The sequence below is a fragment of the Pseudomonas sp. NFPP04 genome (genome assembly GCF_900113815.1).
GTDB lineage: Bacteria > Pseudomonadota > Gammaproteobacteria > Pseudomonadales > Pseudomonadaceae > Aquipseudomonas > Aquipseudomonas extremorientalis.
The window spans coordinates 545215-566791 of sequence record NZ_FOQS01000002.1 but is presented as its reverse complement, the minus strand read 5'-3'; the positions used below and the strand labels follow the sequence as shown (position 1 = coordinate 566791).

At 61.0% G+C, this 21577-nt stretch carries 20 protein-coding genes and 1 riboswitch; of the genes, 10 read left to right on the top strand and 10 right to left on the bottom strand.

What is annotated here, in order from left to right; genetic code table 11:
• Nucleotides 1-3: 3 nt before the first annotated feature.
• On the bottom strand, nucleotides 4-453 hold the full coding sequence (locus BM017_RS06500) for a c-type cytochrome (protein WP_092242076.1): 450 nt from the start codon (nucleotides 451-453) through the stop codon (nucleotides 4-6).
• Nucleotides 454-582: 129 nt separating this feature from the next.
• On the opposite strand from BM017_RS06500, the gene BM017_RS06495 reads away from it, so the two are divergent.
• Entirely contained in the window at nucleotides 583-1767 is a 1185-nt protein-coding gene (locus BM017_RS06495; protein ID WP_092242073.1) for a murein transglycosylase A, read from the top strand.
• A gap of 114 nt (nucleotides 1768-1881) precedes the next feature.
• Here the strand turns inward: BM017_RS06495 and BM017_RS06490 are convergent, their stop codons facing one another.
• On the bottom strand, nucleotides 1882-2268 hold the full coding sequence (locus BM017_RS06490) for an MAPEG family protein (RefSeq protein WP_010207167.1): 387 nt from the start codon (nucleotides 2266-2268) through the stop codon (nucleotides 1882-1884).
• A gap of 203 nt (nucleotides 2269-2471) precedes the next feature.
• Here BM017_RS06490 and BM017_RS06485 point away from each other — a divergent pair, with 203 nt between their 5' ends.
• Nucleotides 2472-3731, top strand: a complete 1260-nt coding sequence (locus BM017_RS06485) for a cation:proton antiporter (protein WP_092242070.1) — start codon at nucleotides 2472-2474, stop codon at nucleotides 3729-3731.
• Here the strand turns inward: BM017_RS06485 and BM017_RS06480 are convergent.
• The 3 genes from BM017_RS06480 to BM017_RS06470 form a co-directional block, all read right to left on the bottom strand.
• Nucleotides 3725-4612 (bottom strand): formate/nitrite transporter family protein, encoded by an 888-nt coding sequence (locus BM017_RS06480; RefSeq protein WP_092242068.1) that lies wholly within the window; start codon nucleotides 4610-4612, stop codon nucleotides 3725-3727. The two genes, BM017_RS06485 and BM017_RS06480, sit on opposite strands and share 7 nt — an antisense overlap.
• Before the next feature lie 56 nt (nucleotides 4613-4668).
• Nucleotides 4669-6600: a patatin-like phospholipase family protein gene (locus BM017_RS06475; protein ID WP_092242403.1), complete on the bottom strand. Its 1932-nt coding sequence runs from the start codon at nucleotides 6598-6600 to the stop codon at nucleotides 4669-4671.
• 103 nt (nucleotides 6601-6703) lie between these two features.
• Complete coding sequence (locus BM017_RS06470; RefSeq protein WP_092242066.1) at nucleotides 6704-7108, bottom strand: acyl-CoA thioesterase; 405 nt, start codon at nucleotides 7106-7108, stop codon at nucleotides 6704-6706.
• 198 nt (nucleotides 7109-7306) lie between these two features.
• A riboswitch (S-adenosyl-L-homocysteine riboswitch) is annotated at nucleotides 7307-7413 on the top strand.
• 21 nt (nucleotides 7414-7434) lie between these two features.
• Between BM017_RS06470 and ahcY the strand changes: the two genes are divergently transcribed.
• The 5 genes from ahcY to BM017_RS06445 all read left to right on the top strand — a co-directional run bounded on the left by ahcY (nucleotide 7435) and on the right by BM017_RS06445 (nucleotide 13994).
• Nucleotides 7435-8844, top strand: coding sequence for an adenosylhomocysteinase (ahcY, locus tag BM017_RS06465; RefSeq protein ID WP_092242059.1), 1410 nt, complete (start codon nucleotides 7435-7437; stop codon nucleotides 8842-8844).
• Nucleotides 8845-9029: 185 nt separating this feature from the next.
• Nucleotides 9030-9875, top strand: a complete 846-nt coding sequence (metF, locus tag BM017_RS06460; RefSeq protein WP_092242053.1) for a methylenetetrahydrofolate reductase [NAD(P)H] — start codon at nucleotides 9030-9032, stop codon at nucleotides 9873-9875.
• Nucleotides 9876-9951: 76 nt separating this feature from the next.
• Nucleotides 9952-11034 carry a hypothetical protein gene (locus BM017_RS06455; RefSeq protein ID WP_092242051.1) on the top strand — a complete coding sequence of 361 codons (1083 nt, stop codon included), beginning with the start codon at nucleotides 9952-9954 and terminating at the stop codon, nucleotides 11032-11034.
• A gap of 63 nt (nucleotides 11035-11097) precedes the next feature.
• Complete coding sequence (locus tag BM017_RS06450) at nucleotides 11098-11889, top strand: substrate-binding periplasmic protein (protein ID WP_092242049.1); 792 nt, start codon at nucleotides 11098-11100, stop codon at nucleotides 11887-11889.
• 221 nt (nucleotides 11890-12110) lie between these two features.
• A complete protein-coding gene (locus BM017_RS06445; protein ID WP_071490343.1) occupies nucleotides 12111-13994 on the top strand; it encodes an RNA helicase RhlE2 in 1884 nt (627 codons plus the stop codon).
• Nucleotides 13995-14060: 66 nt separating this feature from the next.
• Here the strand turns inward: BM017_RS06445 and BM017_RS06440 are convergent, their stop codons facing one another.
• Nucleotides 14061-14639, bottom strand: coding sequence for a YceI family protein (locus tag BM017_RS06440; RefSeq protein WP_092242046.1), 579 nt, complete (start codon nucleotides 14637-14639; stop codon nucleotides 14061-14063).
• A gap of 32 nt (nucleotides 14640-14671) precedes the next feature.
• Nucleotides 14672-15223, bottom strand: a complete 552-nt coding sequence (locus tag BM017_RS06435; protein ID WP_092242044.1) for a cytochrome b — start codon at nucleotides 15221-15223, stop codon at nucleotides 14672-14674.
• 273 nt (nucleotides 15224-15496) lie between these two features.
• On the opposite strand from BM017_RS06435, the gene BM017_RS06430 reads away from it, so the two are divergent.
• Nucleotides 15497-16903 (top strand): adenosylmethionine--8-amino-7-oxononanoate transaminase, encoded by a 1407-nt coding sequence (locus BM017_RS06430; RefSeq protein ID WP_092242042.1) that lies wholly within the window; start codon nucleotides 15497-15499, stop codon nucleotides 16901-16903.
• Between the two features lie 30 nt (nucleotides 16904-16933).
• On the top strand, nucleotides 16934-17653 hold the full coding sequence (locus tag BM017_RS06425) for a 16S rRNA (uracil(1498)-N(3))-methyltransferase (RefSeq protein WP_071490347.1): 720 nt from the start codon (nucleotides 16934-16936) through the stop codon (nucleotides 17651-17653).
• Between the two features lie 3 nt (nucleotides 17654-17656).
• On the opposite strand, the gene BM017_RS06420 is transcribed toward BM017_RS06425, so the two are convergent.
• Both BM017_RS06420 and BM017_RS06415 read right to left on the bottom strand, forming a co-directional pair.
• Complete coding sequence (locus BM017_RS06420; protein ID WP_092242039.1) at nucleotides 17657-18559, bottom strand: transporter substrate-binding domain-containing protein; 903 nt, start codon at nucleotides 18557-18559, stop codon at nucleotides 17657-17659.
• A 34-nt stretch (nucleotides 18560-18593) separates the two neighbouring features.
• Entirely contained in the window at nucleotides 18594-19838 is a 1245-nt protein-coding gene (locus tag BM017_RS06415; protein ID WP_256575634.1) for a D-amino acid dehydrogenase, read from the bottom strand.
• Between the two features lie 87 nt (nucleotides 19839-19925).
• Here BM017_RS06415 and BM017_RS06410 point away from each other — a divergent pair, with 87 nt between their 5' ends.
• The gene (locus BM017_RS06410; protein WP_092242033.1) at nucleotides 19926-20828 is read left to right on the top strand and encodes a LysR family transcriptional regulator; all 903 of its coding nucleotides are present in this window, start codon (nucleotides 19926-19928) and stop codon (nucleotides 20826-20828) included.
• Here BM017_RS06410 and BM017_RS06405 read toward each other — a convergent pair.
• Entirely contained in the window at nucleotides 20823-21440 is a 618-nt protein-coding gene (locus BM017_RS06405) for a PAQR family membrane homeostasis protein TrhA (RefSeq protein WP_058426584.1), read from the bottom strand. The genes BM017_RS06410 and BM017_RS06405 overlap by 6 nt on opposite strands.
• Between the last annotated feature and the right edge of the window lie 137 nt (nucleotides 21441-21577).

Genomic DNA, 21577 nt, shown 5'->3' with positions numbered 1-21577 from the left:
CGGTCAGTGGTCCCGGAACTGTTTATGGCAGGCGCTGCAGGCATCTTCGACTTTCTGCACGGCCGGCCCCAGGTTACTGGCCTTGTAGGGCTGCACCTGGCTGGCGGTCACCAATTCGCCGGTGGCCGCTTCAAGGTTGCGGGCCAGTTGCTGGAATTGCGCCTGTTTCTGCCAGACATCGTCCTTGGCGCTGGTGTTATCTTCTTCGCGCACGCTTGGGAAATGTTTCCAAGGCTCATGGGACAAGGCGTCGAGCTTGACCGCACCCTCGGCAAACTTGGCGCCGTCGAACGGAATGCGCCCGCGCAACATGCCGCCCAGGTCTTCGCCGGTCTTGAGCATCTGTTTGAAGATTGCCTTGCGCTGGCCCAGCGGCGAATTCGGATCGACACCGCCGCAGGAGGACAGGGCCAGGCAGGCCAGCAGTACAACAGTCAGTCGTTTAAAAGTCATGGTGGCTTCGAGGTCACGGGAAACGGCGGCCAGTATCCTCGCCCCACCCACAAAGACCAATAGCCCTATTAATAATAAGGGTTGCCCGAAGGTGTTACAGCGCGGGCAATCGCTTCAGGAAGTGTTTGTATGTATGTCATGTCGAAACCCTGGAGCCGCCGCCTGGCGTGGGCTCTGCCGATAATCGTGCTGCTGGCCGGCTGCGATGCGGGTAAAGAAGCTGCCAAAGATGAAACTTCCAAGCCTCACGCCGTCGCGACCTATGTCAGCGCGCCGTGGGAAGCGCTACCCGCAGTATCCGACAACGATTTGCTGGCCGGTTTCGAATCCTGGCGCAGCGCCTGCCAACGCCTCAAGGCCGACCCGATCTGGGGCGCGACCTGCGCAGCCGCCGCTACGGTGCCCGGCAATGCCGTGGCCGTACGCGGGTTTCTCAAGGAGCGCCTGGATGTGTTCGGCCTGCGTTCGGCCGACAACACCCCGAACGGCTTGATCACGGGTTACTACGAGCCGGTCTACCCCGGCAGCCTGACCAAAACCGCCAAAGCCAATGTGCCGGTGTATGGCGTACCGGACGACCTGATCATCGTTAACCTGGAAAGCATCTACCCCGAACTCAAGGGCAAACGCCTGCGCGGTCGCCTGGAAGGTCGCGTACTCAAGCCCTACGACGACGCCAGCGCCATCAATGGCCAAGGCTCCACGGCCAAACCGATTGCCTGGCTGACTGACCCGATGGACCTGCAATTCCTGCAAATCCAGGGCTCAGGCCGGATCCAACTGGCCGGAGGGCGCCAACTGCGCGTCGGTTATGGTGACCAGAATGGCTACCCCTATCGCCCCATCGGCCGCTGGTTGGTGGAGCAAGGGCAGTTGAAGAAAGAAGATGTGACCATGGGCGCCATCAGCGCCTGGGCCAAGGCCAACCCGCAGCGCATCCCGGAACTGCTGGCGAGCAACCCCAGCTACGTCTTCTTCAGCGCCCGCCCCGACAGTAACGAAGGCCCGCGCGGTTCGCTGAACGTGCCGTTGACCGCAGGCTACAGTGTGGCGGTGGATCGCAAGGTGATTCCACTGGGCAGCCTGCTGTGGCTATCGACTTCCAAACCGGACGGTTCACCTATCACAAGGCCCGTCGCCGCCCAGGACACCGGCGGTGCGATCACGGGCGAAGTGCGCGCGGACCTGTTCTGGGGCACCGGCGACGCAGCGGGAGAATTGGCGGGCAACATGAAACAGCAGGGGCAGATCTGGATGCTGTGGCCCAAGGGCGCAGCACTGCCGCATGTACCGGATGCACCTAGCGGGACGTGAAAGCGGTCTGTCCAACTTGGTTCATTGGGGTGAGCGGGCTTGCCAGTGGGCAGGCTTGTTGTGGCAAGCGCGCTTACCACAACAAGCCCACACCCAAGGAATCGGCTTCAACCGTCAGATCGAGACAAAGAAGAAACTCGCAATCAACGCCATCCCCACAAACCACACCAGCGAACGCAGCATCGCCCAGTCCGCCAGGTAACAGATGATGTACAGCAGGCGGCTGGTGATAAACAGCACAGCCAGCACATTGATGGTCACCAATTCGGCCGTACCGGCCAGGTGCGCGATGATCACTGCAGCCGCAAACGCTGGCGTGACTTCAAAGCTGTTGAGCTGCGCACTATGCGCACGCTTGGCAAACCCTTCGAGGGTGTCCAGGAACGCCCGGGGGTCGTGGTTCTGCCGTGGCCCGAACTTACCACCACTGAACTTGGCCACGCCTGTACACAGATAAGGCAGGAAAATTGCGATCAACACACACCAGAAGGCCACCGTCATCACTGATTCCTTTTTTAATTTTGTTTTAAGTTTTAAACAGAAATTAGAGTTTTAGCACTAAACCTGTAAAACCGCACACACCGCTATGAACCGCCACGTCCGGAAAGGTTCTATCGGTGATTTGCCCCCACTCCTGCAACATCGTGCCGCTGTTGCGGTCCATCCCCCATCAACGCTCTCTCCCCACCTTCCAAGGACCCCGGATGCTTGAACTTGTCGCCGCCTTCATTTGCCTCACCACCCTGCTCACCTACGTGAACTTTCGCTTTATCGGCCTGCCACCCACCATCGGCGTGATGGTCACGGCGCTGGTGTTTTCACTGATCCTGCAAGGCTTGAGTTTTCTCGGCTACCCCGGTCTTGAGGAACGCATCCAGCAACTGATCGGCCAGATCGACTTCGGCGATTTGTTGATGAACTGGATGCTCTCGTTCCTGCTGTTCGCCGGCGCCTTGCACGTCAACCTGAACGACCTGCGCAGCTACCGCTGGCCCATCGGCCTGCTGGCGACCTTCGGCGTGCTGATCGCCACCGTAGTGATCGGCAGCCTGGCGTATTACATCTTTGCCTTGTTTGGCTGGCATGTGAGCTTCCTCTACTGCCTGCTGTTCGGTGCACTGATTTCCCCCACCGACCCGATTGCGGTGCTGGGCGTACTGCGTACCGCCAATGCCTCCAAACCCCTGAAAACCACCATCGTCGGCGAGTCGCTGTTCAATGACGGCACGGCAGTCGTGGTGTTTACCGTACTGCTGGGGATCGCACAGTTGGGCGAGACGCCCACCGTGGGCGCTACCGCCATGCTGTTTGCCCATGAGGCCATCGGCGGCGTGGTGTTCGGTGGCCTGATCGGCTACCTCGTTTACCTGATGATCAAGAGTATCGAGCAGCACCAGATCGAAGTGATGCTGACCCTGGCTCTGGTCATCGGCGGCTCGGCAATGGCCACCGAACTGCACGTCTCGGCACCGATCGCGATGGTGGTCGCCGGCCTGATCATCGGCAACCTGGGGCGCAAGCTGGCAATGAACGACATGACCCGTCGCTACCTCGACGGCTTCTGGGAGCTGCTCGATGACATGCTCAACGCCCTGCTGTTTGCACTGATCGGCATGGAACTGTTGCTGTTGCCGTTCAACTGGCTGCACGTGTTCGCCGCCAGCCTGCTGGCCGTGGCGATCCTGCTGTCGCGCCTGCTGACGGTCGCTCCGGCCATTCTGTTGCTGCGCCGCTGGCGCACGGTGCCACGCGGGACCATCCGCATCCTGACCTGGGGTGGTTTGCGCGGTGGGGTTTCAGTGGCGCTGGCATTGGCCTTGCCACTGGGCCCGGAGCGCGATTTGCTGCTGAGCATCACCTACATCGTGGTGCTGTCGTCGATCCTGTTGCAGGGCTTGAGCATCGGCAAGCTGGTCAAGCGCGTAACCCGGGACGAGCCCCAGGCCGCGCCTGACACTCACTGATCCTTGTTGATCCGCTGCGGATGCCTCGGGTCCGCAGCTTTTTTGCCCGGCAGGCTGCTTTCGCTGCGAATCTGCGCATGACTGATCAACGCAAAGATAAAGCTGCCGCCAATGATATTGCCCGCCAGGGTCGGCCCGGCAAACACCAGCCAGAAGTCACTCCACGGCAACTCGCCGGCAAACACCAGGTACGACACCTCCGCCGAGCCGACAACGATATGAGTGAAGTCGCCTAATGCCATGAGGTAGGTGATCAAGATAATGATCCACATCTTGGCGCTCTCCATGGACGGGATCATCCATACCATGGTGGCGATCATCCAGCCGGAAACGATGCCCTTGGCGAACATCTGGCCGGGGTCGTTCTCCATGATCTTGCGCCCGATCTCAAGGAAGGCCATGTCGGTCCTGGTATCGAAGATCGGCAGGTGCAGCATCACGTACGCCACTAGCAAGGTGCCGCACAGGTTACCCACCAGCACCACCGACCATAACCGCAGCAGGCGCCCGGCGTTGCCCAGGGTGGGCTTGCTCATCACCGGCAGCACGGCCGTCAGGGTGTTTTCGGTGAACAACTGTTGGCGCGCGAGGATCACCGCCAGGAAGCCCGCGCAGTAACCGAAGCTGGCGATCACCTTGAAGGCTTCGCCCTCCGGCAGACGCGAGTTGAGCAGCCCCATGGCCATCAGCGACAGACCCATGGTCAGGCCGGCAGCCAGCGCCGACCACCATAGGGCGGCGACGCTGCGCTCGAGCTCCTGGTCGCCCTGGGTGCGGATGATTTCGTGCAGCACCGCCGCGCGAGGCGGCTGGTTCTTGTCCACGTCCTGCTGCTCTTCCTGCGACAGGTTGGGGGTCTTGCCGTCTGTTTGGGTGGCCATGATTTACCAGAGTCCGAGGGGTACCTGTAGCTACGACACGGCCCGACGATGGCTGTTCAGTGGCCTGACGATTTAACTGGTATGCGCCAGGCTATGGCGGCTTCTACAGTGGTAGAGCGGATCGGGGTACTCCAGGGTTTACTACGCGCCTTGTAGTATTTGACGATGCCGTCGCGCACGTTGTTGAACGCCTGTGGCGTCGTGGCATCCGCCAAGTCACGGGCGGCACGCCGCAGCAATTCGATATTGGCCTGCGGCTGGCCAGGCCGATAGAGCGACGGGTAAATGACTTCCCGCGTGAAATTTTCGGCCTTTACCGCCAGATCACGCCTGTTCATCTGCACAACCGCGTTCGTCATGACCTTCGACATCGCCACTTCGTTGCCAGGAGGCTGTCTGTTCATCACTTGCAGAAGCTGCTGAAAATTAGGCCTTCCGGCTGCGTTGAGACGCCGTCCCAACCACTCGACACGCTCGGGACGACGTGCCAGCGCATCCAGGTTACGCAACGCAGCCGCCAACCTGGGAGTCACCGTCAGCTTGTCACTGTCCTGATTGGCTTCGGTAATGGCGGCCTCCAGTTCCTGCATTGCTTGCTGTGCGCTCTTGCGAAACATCAGCACATCCTTGGCGGCGGGATCCTTCTCCAGATAACTCTCAACGCTCGCCAGCATTTTGTCGTCCATGGCCAACACCGCGTCGTCCAATGACTGGAATTGGTAACGCTCACGCAACGCCGCACGCTTTTCCAGGTGCGCGCTTACCGCCGTACGCGCCGACGTTTGCAGATGCTTCTTCTGATCGTCGGTCATGGTGAAATTGACCGTGCCACCGAACACGCCACGGAAGTCGCCCTTTTCTGATTTCAGCGGTAATACGACGGTCTGATCCGCTTGTGCCTTGAGCTTGTCTTCCTGATACCCCCAGGCAGCCGCATGCGGGACACCAATGATCCTATCGAGCAAGCCGCTCACAACGCTGCCTGCCTTGGCAGGCTCCGGGTTTTCGGACTCGAACCTGACGACCAGTGACTCGCTCTTGCTCAGAGGGCTTTCTGGAAAAGGCGGATCAATCACCGCAGAAGACGGCGTGTTGACCAGCAGTCCACCATCCAGAAATGCCGTTTGCTCAGCGTGCTCCTGAAAGGCATGGCCCCGCTCTATCGGGCTTTTGAACAACCCAGGTAATGAGCCAGATATAAGAGCCACCTGGGCAATGTCCATGTCCGGTGTGGTGCTCGCATTGAACACCACCAACTGCGGTCGGCCATCGAACAGACCGGTTCCCGTGATGTTGAGCTGCTTGACCGCAGAAATGTGACGACTCAACACCTCAATGTCGCGAAACGTCGGTCCTTTCCCGGCACTGAGCCGGTCTGCAATCTTCATGACGCCAGCGGGCCGGTCTACCCGCCGGGTCCCGGCGACCTTCGCCAGCAGCGACTTGCGCGCCTCATTGCCGATCAGGTCTTTCAGGGCCTGCGCTTCGGTTTGCAGGCGCGGTATCAGGGTGAACAATAACTGCGCGATATTTCCCGCCGTACCTGGCAAGCGCCCTGCCAGTTTTCCAATTTCAGTACTGGCATTCTGTAGCTTTGCCATAAAAGAATTCTTGCTGTTCAGCAATTCAGGCAGGTTGAGTCTGTTCGACAGGTTTTCAAAGGTCCTGGCATCCATGCCACTGGCCAGCAACACAGCAGAAATCGCGCCCACGGAGGACGCGGAGATCACTTTGACGCCCGCCAGTGCCTTGTGGTTTTCAAGTGCCTGGGCCATGCCCGGGAAAGCAATGCCCTTGGCCCCACCCCCACTCAATACCAGATGCGTAAGCGGCGGCGGTGACGAAACCACTTCCACCCGGCCATCGCTGAATCGCTCAAGGCTCACTTTGCGCTCGCCCACGTCTTTGACCAGCGATGTCTTTATATTCTTTTCTACATTCTCCGGCGGCTGAGACTGAGCAGTGAAATGCGAGCTGGACACTTTCATATTCATACGCGCCATTCTCTACAGGATGTCATCCTGAGTGACGCGAGAGCCGGGACAGGTCCATCCGGAATGATTTGGTAAAGCAAATCGACCCGGGCCGCGATTACAGTGGAGGAATGTCGTCCTTGAACTGATCCTTCACATACCTGATCTCAGTGCGGCCATGAGGCGCTGGCAGGCCATCTTCACCAAGGTTGACGAAAACCATTTTTTCCACGGTAAGAATGCTACTGCGGGTGATCTTGTTGCGCACTTCACAGGTCAGGGTGATGGAGGTGCGACCGAACGCAGTGGCGGTGATGCCCAGTTCGATGATGTCGCCCTGGCGCGAGGCACTGACGAAGTTGATTTCGGAGATGTACTTGGTGACGACGCGTTGGTTGCCCAGTTGAACAATGGCGTAGATGGCCGCTTCTTCGTCGATCCAGCGCAGCAGGCTGCCGCCGAACAGGGTGCCGTTGGGGTTGAGGTCTTCGGGTTTTACCCATTTGCGTGTGTGGAAGTTCATGTTCACTCCAAAGCGTGTTGCCCAATGATGGGCAACATCATGGCAGACGCCCGCCCCAAGCTCTACGCGCCATTGCCTATCAACCCCATGAGCGATCTTCATATGGCCGACAGAAAGGCTTGGGAAGTCTGGCGCACACGGCTATAATCGCACCCGCTTCAAAACGGTTATCTTCGGTTGATACCGTTCTCCCGCCACCTGTCCGAGGGGCGCTGCAGCAGGTTCAACCTGTCAGGCTCGGATGGGGCGTTGTCCGGCCTGGTCCACCTGGCCTGATACTAAACGCTCAACGGCGCCCATTCGCACACTACGAATGGAGGCTCTTCATGAGCGCTGTCAACACGCCTGCAGATTTCAACGACTACAAAGTCGCCGACATGTCCCTCGCTGCCTGGGGCCGTCGCGAAACCTTTATCGCCGAATCCGAAATGCCTGCCCTGATGGGTCTGCGTCGCAAGTACGCCGCTGAGCAGCCGCTCAAGGGCGCGAAGATCCTCGGCTGCATCCACATGACTATCCAGACTGCCGTGCTGATCGAAACCCTGGTTGCCCTGGGTGCCGAAGTGCGCTGGTCGTCCTGCAACATCTTCTCGACTCAAGACCAGGCCGCTGCCGCAATCGCTGCTGCCGGTATCCCGGTGTTCGCCTGGAAAGGCGAGACCGAAGAAGAGTACGAGTGGTGCCTGGAGCAAACCATCCTCAAAGATGGCGCGCCTTGGGATGCCAACATGATCCTCGACGACGGCGGCGACCTGACCGAGCTGCTGCACAAGAAGTACCCGCAGATCCTCGACCGCGTCCACGGCGTGACCGAAGAAACCACCACCGGCGTGCACCGCCTGCTGGACATGCTGGCCAAGGGCGAGCTGAAAATTCCGGCCATCAACGTCAACGACTCGGTGACCAAGAGCAAGAACGACAACAAGTATGGCTGCCGTCATAGCCTGAACGATGCCATCAAGCGCGGCACCGACCACCTGCTGTCGGGCAAGCAAGCCCTGGTGATCGGCTACGGCGACGTGGGCAAGGGTTCGTCCCAGTCCCTGCGTCAGGAAGGTATGATCGTCAAGGTTTCCGAAGTCGACCCGATCTGCGCCATGCAAGCCTGCATGGACGGTTTTGAAGTGGTTTCGCCGTTCATCGACGGCGTCAACGACGGCACCGCCGCCAGCGTCGACAAGGCCCTGCTGGGCAAGATCGACCTGATCGTCACCACCACCGGTAACGTGAATGTCTGCGACGCCAACATGCTCGCCGCCCTGAAAAAACGTGCCGTGGTCTGCAACATCGGTCACTTCGACAATGAGATCGACACCGCTTTCATGCGCAAGAACTGGGCATGGGAAGAAGTGAAGCCTCAGGTGCACAAGGTTCATCGTACCGGCGCGGGTGATTTCGACCCACAGAACGACGACTACCTGATCCTGCTGGCTGAAGGCCGCCTGGTTAACCTGGGCAACGCCACTGGCCACCCAAGCCGCATCATGGATGGCTCGTTCGCCAACCAGGTACTGGCCCAGATCTTCCTGTTCGGCCAGAAGTACGCCGACCTGTCGCCTGCCCAGAAAGCCGAGCGCCTGACCGTGGAAGTACTGCCGAAGAAACTCGACGAAGAAGTGGCCCTGGAAATGGTCCGCGGCTTCGGCGGCGTGGTAACTCAACTGACCAAGACCCAGGCCGACTACATCGGCGTGACCGTCGAAGGTCCGTTCAAGCCGCACGCTTACCGCTACTGATTTGCTTACCACCCGCTCTCCTTGTGAGGGCGGGCCTTTATGTGGGAGGGGCGGTGCGACGTGCCCCCGATAACGAAATGCCAGTTAACAGATATGTCGACTGACACACCCTCATCGGGGGCAAGCCCCTCCTACATTAAATCGGTGCATGACTTCCGGTATCTGAGTTTCAAAGGGTTATTACCATGTCCCAAGACCGTCGCTACAGCTTCGAGTTCTTCCCGACCAAGACCGATGCTGGGCATGAAAAACTGATGGCGACTGCCACGCAGTTGGCCAGCTACAACCCGGACTTCTTCTCCTGCACCTACGGCGCTGGCGGCTCGACCCGTGACCGCACGATCAACACCGTGTTGCAGCTGGAAAGCCAGGTCAAAGTTCCCGCCGCTCCGCATTTGTCATGCGTGGGCGACAGCAAGGCCGACCTGCGCGGCCTGCTGACCCAGTACAAAGCTGCTGGTATCAAGCGCATCGTCGCCCTGCGCGGTGACCTGCCGTCCGGCATGGGCATGGCCAGCGGCGAGCTGCGCTACGCCAATGACCTGGTGAGCTTCATCCGTGAAGAAACCGGCGACCATTTCCATATCGAAGTCGCGGCTTACCCGGAGATGCATCCACAAGCACGCAATTTCGAAGACGACCTGCAGAACTTCGTGCGCAAGGCCAACGCCGGCGCCGACAGCGCAATCACCCAGTATTTCTTCAACGCCGACAGCTACTTCTACTTCGTCGAGCGTGTACGAACCATGGGCGTGAACATCCCGATCGTGCCAGGCATCATGCCGATCACCAACTACAGCAAACTGGCGCGTTTCTCCGATGCCTGCGGCGCCGAGATCCCACGCTGGGTGCGCAAACAACTGGAAGCCTATGGCGACGACGTCAAGAGCATCCAGGCGTTCGGCGAACAGGTCATCAGCACAATGTGTGAAGAATTGTTGCAAGGTGGCGCGCCAGGGTTGCACTTCTATACCCTGAACCAGGCTGAACCAAGCCTTGCAATCTGGAACAACCTCAAGCTGCCACGCTGAAGGTTGCCCGGCAGTGCCAAGGCCCTCGTCTACGAGGGCCTTTGTCGTTTTACATGCCCACGGAACCCAGCAGTCCATGAATACAGTGCCCACGCCGTCCCGCCCACAACTGGTCTACCTGGTCTTCGGCTCCGAGACCTACCACCAGGAAGCGGTGTTCAGCATCGCCAGTGCGCTGGCTTTCCTGCAGGCAACCCCGGAAGCCGCCGTGGATATCCAGGTATTCAGCGACAACCCCGAGCCCTATCGCCTTTTGCCGGTACGCGTACGCCCGCTGGACGAAGCTACCCGCAAACGCTGGAGCGAACCCCACGGCTATCACTTCCGTACCAAGCATGTGGTATTGCGCCAAGTGCTGGAAGAATCGCCGGTGGCCATGCTGATCGACACCGATACCTTCTTCCATCACTCACCGATGGACCTGTTCGAGCGCGTGCAACCCGGCACCCTGCTGTGCAATGCCTTCTACAGCAAGTACGGCGACAACCACGAGAGCATTCTCTACACCGCCTTGCGCCAGCGCCTGCTGGACATGGGCGTGGCCGACGATGACATGATGACGCTCAACTCCGGGGTCATGGGCCTGACGCAACAGGATGCGCACATCCTCGACCGCTCCATCGCCTTGATGGACGAACTGTTCCCCTATGCCCAAGGCGCGTACACCCTCGAAGAGTTCTGCCTGTCGATCGCCGCCTATCGCACCGTCAACGTGCGCGAATGCCCGGACCTGATCCACCACTACTGGAGTCGCAAGCAGCTGTTTCGCGCCAAGGTCAAGGCCTGGATCGCCAAGCATGCGGCCGCGCCCACCAGCGCACTGGCGTTGGCCGACACTCGCAAGGTGTCCTCGCACCTGCCACGCCCTCCCCGCCTGCAGCGCCTTCTGTACAAGCTGATCACGCTGGTGCTGCCCAAGCACCAGCAGCAATTCATCCGTGAAATTCTCTACGGCTGCTACGAGCATGAGAACGAGTTCGACCAGGCGTGTGGCCCGGTTTGGTGGGACAAGGCCCGGCAGAACCTGGAAGAACGCCAGAAGCGCCCGATCGACACTCATCAGTTGGAGCACTGGTTTGCCAACCCCGTGGTACGCCTGATCCTCGGCGAGCGGCGGGCAGCGATCTACGAACACTTGATGGCCTCACCGGGCAAATAGCCCCGCCCGCAGATGCGCGTGCCAGAGCTTCTCTTTAGTGCGGGAGCGTCGTAACCTCAGGGCATGCCCGTCATTCTGAAGTTGTTGACTGCCGCCCTCTTCACTTGCCTGAGCCTCGCCGCTTATGGCGAGAAACTGCGCATTGTCACCGAGCCCTGGGCGCCCTACGTGTATGAGGACCAGGGCAGCATGCGGGGGCTGGATTATGAAACCACGGTAATTGTGTTCCAGCGCCTGGGCGTAGATGTGGAATGGCAGTTCCTGCCCTGGAAGCGCTGCCTGGCCATGCTGGACCAAGGCCATGCCGATGGCGCTTTGGATATTTTCCACAGCCATGAGCGCGACGCCTTGCTGCTATACCCCAGTGAGCCGTTGTCCGAAGTGGAGTTCACGCTGTTCTACGCCAATGAGCGTCCCCACCCCGTGCACAACCTCGAAGACCTGAGCGGCCTGACCGTCGGCACGTCGCCAGGCTACCTGTACGGCGCGGCGTTCAGCGACTCCCCCCTGTTCAATCGTGAACCGGCACCGAGCCATGAGGCCAACTTCGGCAAATTGATGCTGGGACGCATCGACCTGGTGATCACCGACCGTCGAGTGGGCCAGCATGTGATCAAGGCGCTGGGCCTGGAAGGCAAGGTCAGCCAGGCGCCGGCCGTGGTCAGTCGCCAGCAGCAATTTCTCGCGGTACGCCGTGGCGCAGGCATGGACCTCCTGGTACAGCGCTTTGCCGCCGAGCTCAAACGCTTCAAGCAAGAGCCGGCCTATAGCGCCTTGAGTGCCAAATATGGTGGAATCCAGGCCATTACGGCCTCTGAACGCACCGTTGAGCAGCAGGAAAGCAGCGCACAGTGATTGCTCTGTTATACTCCGGCCTTTCCGCCAGGCTCACGCCCGGCCGCTGAGGTCTTGAAAAAGGCACCCAACCCCGCTACAGCGCAGCTTTCAGCCCGCGCGAGCCGGTGGAGTGCCCGCCAGACGCAGCAGGACCGGACGGGGTTGCGCTCCCCTAAGCGCCATTCACGCCCGGCAAGATTATCCCTTTGGGCCAAGCCCTAACTAAAACAGGATTACTCATGTCCTTTGCTTCCCTCGGTCTCTCCGAGGCTTTAGTCCGCGCCATCGAGGCAGCGGGCTATACCGAGCCTACTCCGGTGCAACAGCGGGCCATTCCCGCCGTGTTGCAAGGTCGCGACCTGATGGTTGCGGCTCAGACAGGTACTGGTAAAACCGGCGGTTTCGCCCTCCCGATTCTGGAGCGGTTGTTCCCCAACGGTCACCCGGACAAATCCCAGCGTCACGGCCCACGCCAACCGCGCGTACTGGTCCTGACCCCAACCCGCGAACTCGCCGCCCAGGTGCATGACAGCTTCAAGCTGTATGCTCGCGACCTGAAGTTCGTCAGCGCCTGCATCTTCGGCGGCGTCGGCATGAACCCACAGGTTCAGGCCATGTCCCGTGGCGTCGACGTGCTGGTGGCCTGCCCCGGTCGTTTGCTCGACCTGTGCGGCCAAGGCAGCGTCGACTTGTCCCACGTGGAAATCCTCGTGCTGGACGAAGCCGATCGCATGCTCGACATGGGCTTTGTCCATGACGTGAAAAAGGTCCTCGCCCGCCTGCCAGCCAAACGCCAGAACCTGCTGTTCTCGGCCACGTTCTCCCAGGACATCACCGCCCTGGCCGGCAAGCTGCTGCACAACCCGGAGCGCATCGAAGTCACGCCGCCGAACACCACGGTCGAGCGTATCGAGCAACGCGTCTTCCGCCTGGCCGCCAGCCACAAGCGTGCGCTGCTGGCGCACCTGATCACCGCAGGCGCCTGGGAACAGGTGCTGGTGTTCACCCGCACCAAGCACGGCGCCAACCGCCTGGCCGAGTACCTGGACAAGCACGGCCTCACCGCCGTCGCCATCCACGGCAACAAGAGCCAGAACGCGCGCACCAAGGCCCTGGCTGATTTCAAGGCCGGCTCGGTGCGCATCCTGGTGGCCACCGATATCGCCGCTCGCGGCCTGGATATCGACCAACTGCCGCACGTGGTCAACTTCGAGCTGCCGAACGTCGATGAAGACTACGTACACCGTATCGGCCGTACCGGCCGTGCCGGTCGTTCGGGCGAGGCCATCTCCCTGGTCGCGCCGGACGAAGAAAAACTGCTGAAAAGCATCGAGCGCATGACCAAGCAGAAAATCGCCGATGGCGACCTGATGGGCTTCGATGCCAGCGCCGTGGAGGCCGAAAAGCCAGAAGCGCGCGAGCGCCCGGACGTGCGCAACCCGCGCAACCCACGCGGTCCGAAGGGCGATGGCCCGAACGGCGGCGGGGGTGGCGGTGGTCGTCGCGACAAGGGCAAGGACAAGGGCAAGGAAAAATCCGCCACCAGCGGCCGTGGCGAACGCCCGGCCCGTGAGCAGAAACCCCGCGAAGGCACCCCGGCCCGCGAACAGCGCCAGCCGAGCCAACCGCCACGCGCTGCTGCCGACCGTGCTCCGGACGAGTTCCTCGACGACGATGTGGATAACTTCGGTAACCGCGTTGACTACGTGCCCCAGGCCAAACCGGCCCAAGGCCGTGGCCGTCGCCCTGGTGCTCCGGCGCAGGGCGCGGGTGCAGGCGCTCCACGTGGCGGCCAGCCACAGGGCGGCCGTCAGAATGGCCCTCGCAACAGCAGCGGCGGTACCACCGGTACGCCGCCTGCCAAGCGCAATGGCCCGCGCAATGGCGCACCCCGTGACGGCCAGGCCCGTCGCGAAGACTCGCGCAACAACAATCGCCGCCCGGCCCGTGACGACCAGCCTCGCTTGTCCGAACCGGCTGTGCAGAACCCGCGCGGTGGCCCGGCGCCGAAGATCATCCACAAGGAGTCGAAAGTAGATCGCTTCCCGACACCGGAGCAACTGGATCAGTTGCCAGGCCGTCCTCGTGGTGAGAAGCCAGCGCTGCTGACACGCAATCGCTGAGTTTTACAAGCCCCATAAAAAAGCCCCGCATCTTTCGATGCGGGGCTTTTTTTGTGCAGGCAGAAATTACTTCTGCTTGACACCTTCCAGCGAGATGTCCAGGTCCACTGTCTGCGAGGACGGGCCTGGGCCTTTGATACCGAAGTCGTTCAGGTTGACGGTGGTCTTGGCGTTGAAGCCGGCACGTTCGCCGCCCCATGGATCCTTGCCTTCACCGTTGAAAGTGGCCTTGAAGGTCACAGACTTGGTTACGCCGTGGAAGGTCAGGTCGCCGGTTACGTCAGCGGTTTTTTCGCCAGTGGGCTTGACTGCGGTGGACACAAACTTGGCGTCGGCAAACTTGGCAACGTCCAGGAAGTCTTTGCTGGCGATGTGCTTGTCACGCTCTGCGTGGTTGGACCACAGGCTGGCGGTCTTCACATCGACCGCGATTTTGCTGGCCTCTGGCTTGGCGGCATCCCAGCTGAAGGTGCCGTCCCAGTCCTTGAAGGTACCGTGAATGTAGCTGTAGCCCAGGTGGCTGATTTTCCAGTCGATGAAGGCGTGCTGGCCTTCTTTGTCGATCTTGTAGTCAGCAGCCATCACCTGGCCTGCGGACAGCAGGGCAGTACCGATTGCCAGAGCAGCGAGGGTCTTTTTCAACATGCTTTCTATTCCTTGTGAGTCGAGGTTGAACATCAGGCTTTGCGCCCCAGCATTCGCGTGAGGGTCGCATCACGATCGATAAAGTGGTGTTTCAATGCAGCCACGCCGTGCAAGCCGGCGAAGACCACCAACACCCAGGCCAGGTACAAGTGCACCACGCCGGCGGTGTCTGCCTGGTCCGGTAGCCCGGAAACCACGGCAGGAATCTCAAACAGACCAAACACCGGGATACCGACACCGTCTGCGGTGGAAATCAGGTAACCGGCGATCATCACGGCAAACAGCCCGAGATAAAGGAAGGCGTGACCAAAGGCCGCGCCGATACGGGTCATGCGGCTGTAACTGGCCAACGGTGGCGGCGGCGGGCTCACCAGGCGCCAGACGATACGCACCAGCATGATGGCGAACAGCGTGATGCCAATGCTCTTGTGCAGGTCCGGCGCTTCTTTGCGCCAGGCGCTGTAGTAGTCGAGGCCGACCATCCACAGGCCCAGGGCGAACAAGCCAAACACCACCAGGGCCACGCCCCAGTGCAAAACCATGCTGACCCAACCATAGCGGGCCGGTGAATTGCGTAGCTGCATGTACTTAATCCCGTAAGAACTGTGCCCAAGACTAGCGATTTACCTATCGAATTAAAGCCGAAAATTTCGCTTTGAAATATCGAGAAATACGATCAAGAGGTTATGCACAGTACGTTAACAATGGATTAAGGACTATTCCTTAGAAACGTGACAGACCGTCTCGCGTTTACTGCGAATTCACCGGTAATGGCTTGTGACACAGCCGCCCATTGCATAGGCTTGCGCGATTGTTTCACCTGCGCCGGCCGCAGGACCGCTTCGAGGAGATCACCGATGGGCTTGAACAACCAGTGGATGCAACGCGACCTTGCCGTGCTGTGGCATCCCTGCACCCAGATGAAAGACCACCAGCAACTGCCGCTGATCCCGATCAAGCGCGGTGAAGGCGTATGGCTGGAAGACTTCGAAGGCAAGCGCTACCTCGACGCCGTCAGCTCCTGGTGGGTCAACGTGTTCGGCCACGCCAACCCGCGCATCAACCAGCGCATCAAGGACCAGGTCGATCAACTGGAACACGTGATCCTCGCCGGTTTCAGCCACCAGCCGGTGATCGAGCTGTCCGAGCGTCTGGTGGCGATGACGCCCGAAGGCCTGACCCGGTGCTTCTATGCCGACAACGGCTCGTCGTGCATCGAAGTCGCGCTGAAAATGAGCTTCCACTATTGGCTCAACCGCGGCCTGCCGAACAAGAAGCGCTTCGTCACCCTGACCAACAGCTACCACGGCGAAACCATCGCCGCGATGTCGGTGGGCGACGTGCCGCTGTTTACCGAGACCTACAAGGCGCTGTTGCTCGACACCATCAAAGCACCAAGCCCGGACTGTTACCTGCGCCCCGAAGGCGTGAGCTGGGAAGACCACTCGCGCACGATGGCCCGGGTAATGGAACAGACCCTCGCCGAGCACCACGACACCGTGGCCGCTGTGATTATCGAACCGCTGATCCAGGGCGCCGGTGGCATGCGCATGTACCACCCGGTTTACCTCAAGCTATTGCGCGAAGCCTGCGACCGTTACGGCGTGCACCTGATCCACGACGAAATCGCTGTTGGCTTCGGCCGTACCGGCAGCATGTTCGCCTGCGAGCGAGCCGGTATCCGCCCGGATTTCCTGTGCCTGTCCAAGGCGCTCACCGGCGGCTACCTGCCGCTGGCAGCCGTGGTCACCACCGAAGACGTGTACAGCGCGTTCTACGACGACTACCCCACCCTGCGCGCCTTCCTGCACTCCCACAGCTACACCGGCAACCCGCTGGCGTGTGCGGCGGCACTGGCAACGCTGGATATCTTTGAAGAAGACAACGTCATCGAGAACAACAAGGCCCTGGCCCAGCGCATGGCCACTGCCACTGCGCACCTGGTGGACCACCCTCACGTCTCGGAAGTACGCCAGACCGGCATGGTGCTGGCCATCGAGATGGTCCAGGACAAAGCCACCAAGACCGCCTACCCGTGGCAGGAACGCCGTGGCTTGAAGGTATTCGAGCACGCCCTGGAGCGCGGTGCGCTGTTGCGGCCGCTGGGCAGTGTGGTGTACTTCCTGCCGCCCTATGTGATTACCCCGGAGCAGATCGACTTCCTTGCCGAGGTCGCCAGCGAAGGCATCGATATCGCCACCAACAGCACAGTCAGTGTGGCGGTGCCAAAAGACTTCCACCCAGGCTTCCGTGATCCGGGCTGATTGCCCGCACTCCTTTTTCAGAGAACAGAAATGAGACTGTCCCGCTTTTTCACCGACACCCCGCTGAGCATCGGCGACCACGAACTGCCCGAAGCCCAGGCGCACTACATCAGCCGCGTGCTGCGCATGGGCGAAGGCGATGCCGTGCAATTGTTCGACGGCTCCGGCCAGGAGTTCCTGGGCACGCTGCTGGAAGTCGGCAAGAAACGCGTCACTGTGCAACTGACAGAGTGCTTCGCAGGCCAGGCCGAATCACCGCTGCATATCCACCTCGGCCAGGGCCTGTCACGGGGCGAGCGTATGGACTGGGCGATCCAGAAAGCCACCGAACTGGGCGTCAACGCGATTACGCCGATTTTCAGCGAGCGTTGCGAAGTACGCCTCAAGGACGAGCGTGCCGACAAACGCTTGCTGCACTGGCGCCAGGTGGCGATCAGCGCCTGTGAACAATGCGGGCGTTCGACGGTGCCGGCGATTCACCCGCCGCTGCTGCTGGCAGACTGGTTGAAGCAGACCGAGGCGCAGTTGAAGCTGGTGCTGCACCCGGTGGCCGAGCCGATGATCAGCCATGCCAAGCCTGCCAGCCTGGCCTTTCTGATCGGCCCCGAGGGCGGCTTGACCGACCATGAAGTCGAAACCGCCCAAGGCGCCGGCTACCACGCCGCCCGCCTCGGCCCGCGGGTGTTGCGTACCGAGACGGCGCCGGTGGTGGCGCTGGCCGTCGCCCAGCAGTTGTGGGGCGACTTCTAGGGGTTACTCCACCGGATCGCTGATCGGCTGGGCAATGATCGCCTTCAACTCGCTGGTCATCGGGAACTCCAGGTTCAGGCCCTTGGGTGGAATCGGCTGTTCGAACCAGCGCTGGTAAATCCCATTGATCTCGCCGCTGCGGTACAGGTCTGCGAGCGTCTCGTTGACCACCGCCAGGAACTGCGGGTCGTCCTTGCGCACCATGCAGCTGTAGATTTCCCGCGATTGCTCCTCGCCCACCACCACCCAGTTGTGCGGGTCCTTGGCCTTGGCGCGTTCGCCGTAGAGCAACGCGTCGTCCATGTAGAACGCCGCCGCGCGGCCGGTCTCAAGCATCTTGAAGGCTTCGCCATGGTCCTTGGCGCTGATCACGAACATATTGGCCTTGTGCTCGGCGTTGTAGCTCTTGAGGAAACGCTCGTTGGTGGTGCCGGCCGTGGTTACCACGTTCTTGCCTGCAAGGTCCGCAAAGCCTTGGATGCCACTGTCTTTTGCCGTGAGCAACTGCCCCTTCACATAGATAAACCCGTAGGAGAACGCTACTTGCTTCTGGCGCTCGGCGGTCACCCCGGTGGAGCCACACTCCAGGTCGACGGTACCGTTCTGCACCAGCGGGATACGGGTCTGAGACGTCACCAGGTTGTACTTCACAGTGAGCTTGGCCACCCCGGTTTTCTGTTGGATGCGCTCGACGATCTTGTTCGCCAACTCCACCGAATAGCCCATGGGTTTGCCACTGTTATCCCCCACGTAGGAAAACGGTACCGACGCATCGCGATAGCCCAAGGTGATGGTCTTGGCGTCGGCAATCTTGCCCAGCGTACCGTCCAGCGGCGTTTGATTGGCATGGGCCTGCGCGGCCAGCAAAAGCCCCAGGGTGCAGCCGGTCAACAGGATCTTTTTCATTGTTATTCTCCGTTGGTTTTCGGTTTGTGAGTCTTTACGCAGCGCGAGGCGTAAGGCCCTGCATATCAATGGAAGGCGTTCGCCGGCCGATCAACTCGGCCAGTAACTGGCCGCTGCCACAGGCCAGGGTGAAGCCGAGTGCGCCGTGACCCAGGTTCAGCCACAGGTTGCGGTAGACACCCGCGCCAATCAGCGGCACACCGGTCGGGGTGGCCGGGCGCATGCCGGCCCATTCCACTGCGTGGGCGTAATCCCCCGCCAGCGGAAACGTCTGCACGGCCTGGCGTTTCATCAGCGCCAGGCGTTTGGGTTCGAGGCGGGCGTCGAAACCGACGATATCGACCATGGCGGCGACCCGCAGTTGTTCGCCGATACGTGCGTAGACCATCTTGCGGTCATAGTCGGTGATGCTCACGTTCGGCGCCTGGTGCCGAGCGCCAATCGGCACGCTGAGGCTGTAGCCCTTGAGCGGGTACAGCGGCAGCGACACGCCCAACTCGGCGCTGCGATACCCCGCCGCCAGCACCAGGTGTTCGACCGGCATCACTTCATCATCGATCTCGATGGCCTGCACCGCGCCCTCGGCATGGCGGATCCCGGTGACCTTGCGCCCCAACAAGAAGGTGCAACGCCCCGATGCCTCCAGCCGCGCCGCCAATCGCTGGCAGAAGGCATGACAATCGGCGACCTCTTCATTGGGTGTATAGATCCCGCCGACAAATCCACCGCCCGCCAGCGCCGGCTCCAGGCGAGCGCAATCAGCGGCCGACAGCACCTGCTGTTGCAGGATATCGGTGACCTTGCCGCGGGCATGCTCAAAGGAGCTGGCGTTGCGAAAGGTCACTAGCTTGCCGTTGCGCCGCCATTCGAAACCGTCCAGGTGGTCGTGCTCGCGCCACTGCTGCAAGGTGTCCTGGCTCAGGCAGGCCAGGCGCAACAGGTGCGCGGCATTGCGCTTATTCACCGAGCCACGGCAGGCACCCAGGAACGCCGCCATCCAGCGCCATTGCCGGGGGTCGAGGCGCGGGCGCAGCTTCAGCGGCGAGTCACCACGCAGCAACCAGCCAATGGCTTGCAGCGGCACGCCAGCATCGGCCAGGGGTGCCACGTAGCGATAGGATAATTGCCCGCCGTTGGCGAAGCTGGTCTCACTGCCCAGGGTCTCGCATGCATCGATCACCGTCACCTCATGACCTGCACGCACCAACGCGTATGCGCTGGCCAGACCAATCACCCCACCGCCAATGATGCACACCATCTTTGCCGCCCACCGTTGAATCAAGAGGCCTCAAGCCTAAGAGCAGGTGACAGGCCACCGACAATGAATAAAGATGGGTCACTTATAAACAAAGGTTATGGACTTGCCATGCGCTTGCGTCATATCGAAATCTTCCAGGCCATTCGCCAGACCGGTTCGGTCAGCGCCGCCGCGCAATTGCTGCATGTCTCGCAACCGGCGGTGACCAAAGTGTTGCAACACGCCGAATTGCAGTTGGGCTTCCCCCTCTTCCTGCGGGTACGCGGCAAGTTGCTGCCCACCCCGGAAGCCCTGGCGCTGGAAAGCGAAGTGGAGAAAGTCACCGATAGCCTGCAGGGTGTGCGGCGCCTGGCCAAGGCCTTGCGCCGAGAACCGGGCCAGAGTGTGCGCATCGGCGCGATCCCGGCGCTGGCGCTGTCGCTGCTGCCGCCGGCGATTCTGCAGTGGAAAAACGATTACCCGGACATGACCTGCGAGCTGTCCAGCGACCATAGCCGCGAGCTGGTGCAGAAGCTGCTGATGCGTGAGATTGACCTGGCGCTGACGCTCAACTTTTCCGGCCATCCGGGGTTGACCACGCAGGTGCTGGCGGGCGGTGTGCTGGTGGCATTGGCGTCCAAAGGCTATTGGCCGCCAGCCGAACTGAGCCAGCCCTTGCCGTTGGCTGACCTGGCAGGCGCACCGCTGATCGGCCTCTCCAGCGCCGACCCATTGGCGGCGAAGCTCGACAGCTACCTGGAAAACGTCGACCCACCGCCCAGGGTGACGATCTCGGTGCAAACCTATTCCCTGGCCCGCGCCATGGTGGAATCCGGCGCAGGTCTGACGGTGATCGACCCCTTCACCGCGCTGGGCGCGTCGACAACCACTACCTGCATCCGCCCCCTGACCCCGCCGCTGCCAATCACCCTGTACGCCCTGACCCGCGCCGACGAGGCGCCGCCGCATATGTTGGCCAATCTGCTGGAGATTTTTGGCCACCGTGCCAGGGAGCTTCTGGAGCGGCTATAAGACGTAATGCATGATCGCCACAAAATGCAGGAGGCTGCCGCCGATCACAAACAAATGCCAGATGCCATGGGAATGCCGCAGGCGATCCTCCAAGGCAAAAAAGATAATGCCGACGGTGTACAACACCCCGCCCGAGGCCAGCCAGATAAACCCGGCGGTCCCCAATGCTGCCAGCAACGGCTTGACCGCCACCAGCACGATCCAGCCCATCACCGCATAGATCACGATCGACAGGATGCGCGCCTCCGAGCGCGGCTTGATCTCCTGCAAAATCCCGATCACCGCCAGCCCCCACACAATCCCGAACAGCGTCCAGCCCCACGGCCCGCGCAGGGTCACCAGGCAAAATGGCGTGTAGCTGCCGGCGATCAACAGGTAGATCGAAAAGTGATCGACCTTCTGCATGATCTCTTTTCGCCGCCCCTGCACGCTGTGGTACACGGTGGACGCGCTGTACAGCACCATCAAGGTAAACCCATAGATCGCCACGCTGACGATCTTCCAGGGGCTGCCGTCCAGGCTCGCCACCACCAACATCCACACGGCGCCAATACACGCCGCGACTGCACCGAGCAAATGGCTCCAGGCGTTGAATCGTTCCCCGTGGTACATCTGTCACTGGCCTCCTGTAACCGTTAGGACTGGCTGGCAAGCGTCCAGCCTTGCGCATAAGAGTGCAAGCGGCTTATGACGTTCCGGCGACGCCGAACGGTTTTGCGGGCACAATCGACGGCATTCGAACAAGAGCC

What these genes read in the sequence shown, in the direction of transcription:
- metF (WP_092242053.1), top strand. Translation starts at nt 9,030, where the DNA reads ATGTCCCAAGACCGTCGCTACAGCTTCGAGTTCTTCCCGACCAAGACC.
- BM017_RS06470 (WP_092242066.1), bottom strand. Translation starts at nt 7,108, where the DNA reads ATGAACTTCCACACACGCAAATGGGTAAAACCCGAAGACCTCAACCCC.
- BM017_RS06430 (WP_092242042.1), top strand. Translation starts at nt 15,497, where the DNA reads ATGGGCTTGAACAACCAGTGGATGCAACGCGACCTTGCCGTGCTGTGG.
- BM017_RS06410 (WP_092242033.1), top strand. Translation starts at nt 19,926, where the DNA reads ATGCGCTTGCGTCATATCGAAATCTTCCAGGCCATTCGCCAGACCGGT.
- BM017_RS06455 (WP_092242051.1), top strand. Translation starts at nt 9,952, where the DNA reads ATGAATACAGTGCCCACGCCGTCCCGCCCACAACTGGTCTACCTGGTC.
- BM017_RS06490 (WP_010207167.1), bottom strand. Translation starts at nt 2,268, where the DNA reads ATGACGGTGGCCTTCTGGTGTGTGTTGATCGCAATTTTCCTGCCTTAT.
- BM017_RS06475 (WP_092242403.1), bottom strand. Translation starts at nt 6,600, where the DNA reads ATGAAAGTGTCCAGCTCGCATTTCACTGCTCAGTCTCAGCCGCCGGAG.
- ahcY (WP_092242059.1), top strand. Translation starts at nt 7,435, where the DNA reads ATGAGCGCTGTCAACACGCCTGCAGATTTCAACGACTACAAAGTCGCC.
- BM017_RS06500 (WP_092242076.1), bottom strand. Translation starts at nt 453, where the DNA reads ATGACTTTTAAACGACTGACTGTTGTACTGCTGGCCTGCCTGGCCCTG.
- BM017_RS06425 (WP_071490347.1), top strand. Translation starts at nt 16,934, where the DNA reads ATGAGACTGTCCCGCTTTTTCACCGACACCCCGCTGAGCATCGGCGAC.
- BM017_RS06405 (WP_058426584.1), bottom strand. Translation starts at nt 21,440, where the DNA reads ATGTACCACGGGGAACGATTCAACGCCTGGAGCCATTTGCTCGGTGCA.
- BM017_RS06435 (WP_092242044.1), bottom strand. Translation starts at nt 15,223, where the DNA reads ATGCAGCTACGCAATTCACCGGCCCGCTATGGTTGGGTCAGCATGGTT.
- BM017_RS06495 (WP_092242073.1), top strand. Translation starts at nt 583, where the DNA reads ATGTATGTCATGTCGAAACCCTGGAGCCGCCGCCTGGCGTGGGCTCTG.
- BM017_RS06440 (WP_092242046.1), bottom strand. Translation starts at nt 14,639, where the DNA reads ATGTTGAAAAAGACCCTCGCTGCTCTGGCAATCGGTACTGCCCTGCTG.
- BM017_RS06445 (WP_071490343.1), top strand. Translation starts at nt 12,111, where the DNA reads ATGTCCTTTGCTTCCCTCGGTCTCTCCGAGGCTTTAGTCCGCGCCATC.
- BM017_RS06480 (WP_092242068.1), bottom strand. Translation starts at nt 4,612, where the DNA reads ATGGCCACCCAAACAGACGGCAAGACCCCCAACCTGTCGCAGGAAGAG.
- BM017_RS06485 (WP_092242070.1), top strand. Translation starts at nt 2,472, where the DNA reads ATGCTTGAACTTGTCGCCGCCTTCATTTGCCTCACCACCCTGCTCACC.
- BM017_RS06450 (WP_092242049.1), top strand. Translation starts at nt 11,098, where the DNA reads ATGCCCGTCATTCTGAAGTTGTTGACTGCCGCCCTCTTCACTTGCCTG.
- BM017_RS06420 (WP_092242039.1), bottom strand. Translation starts at nt 18,559, where the DNA reads ATGAAAAAGATCCTGTTGACCGGCTGCACCCTGGGGCTTTTGCTGGCC.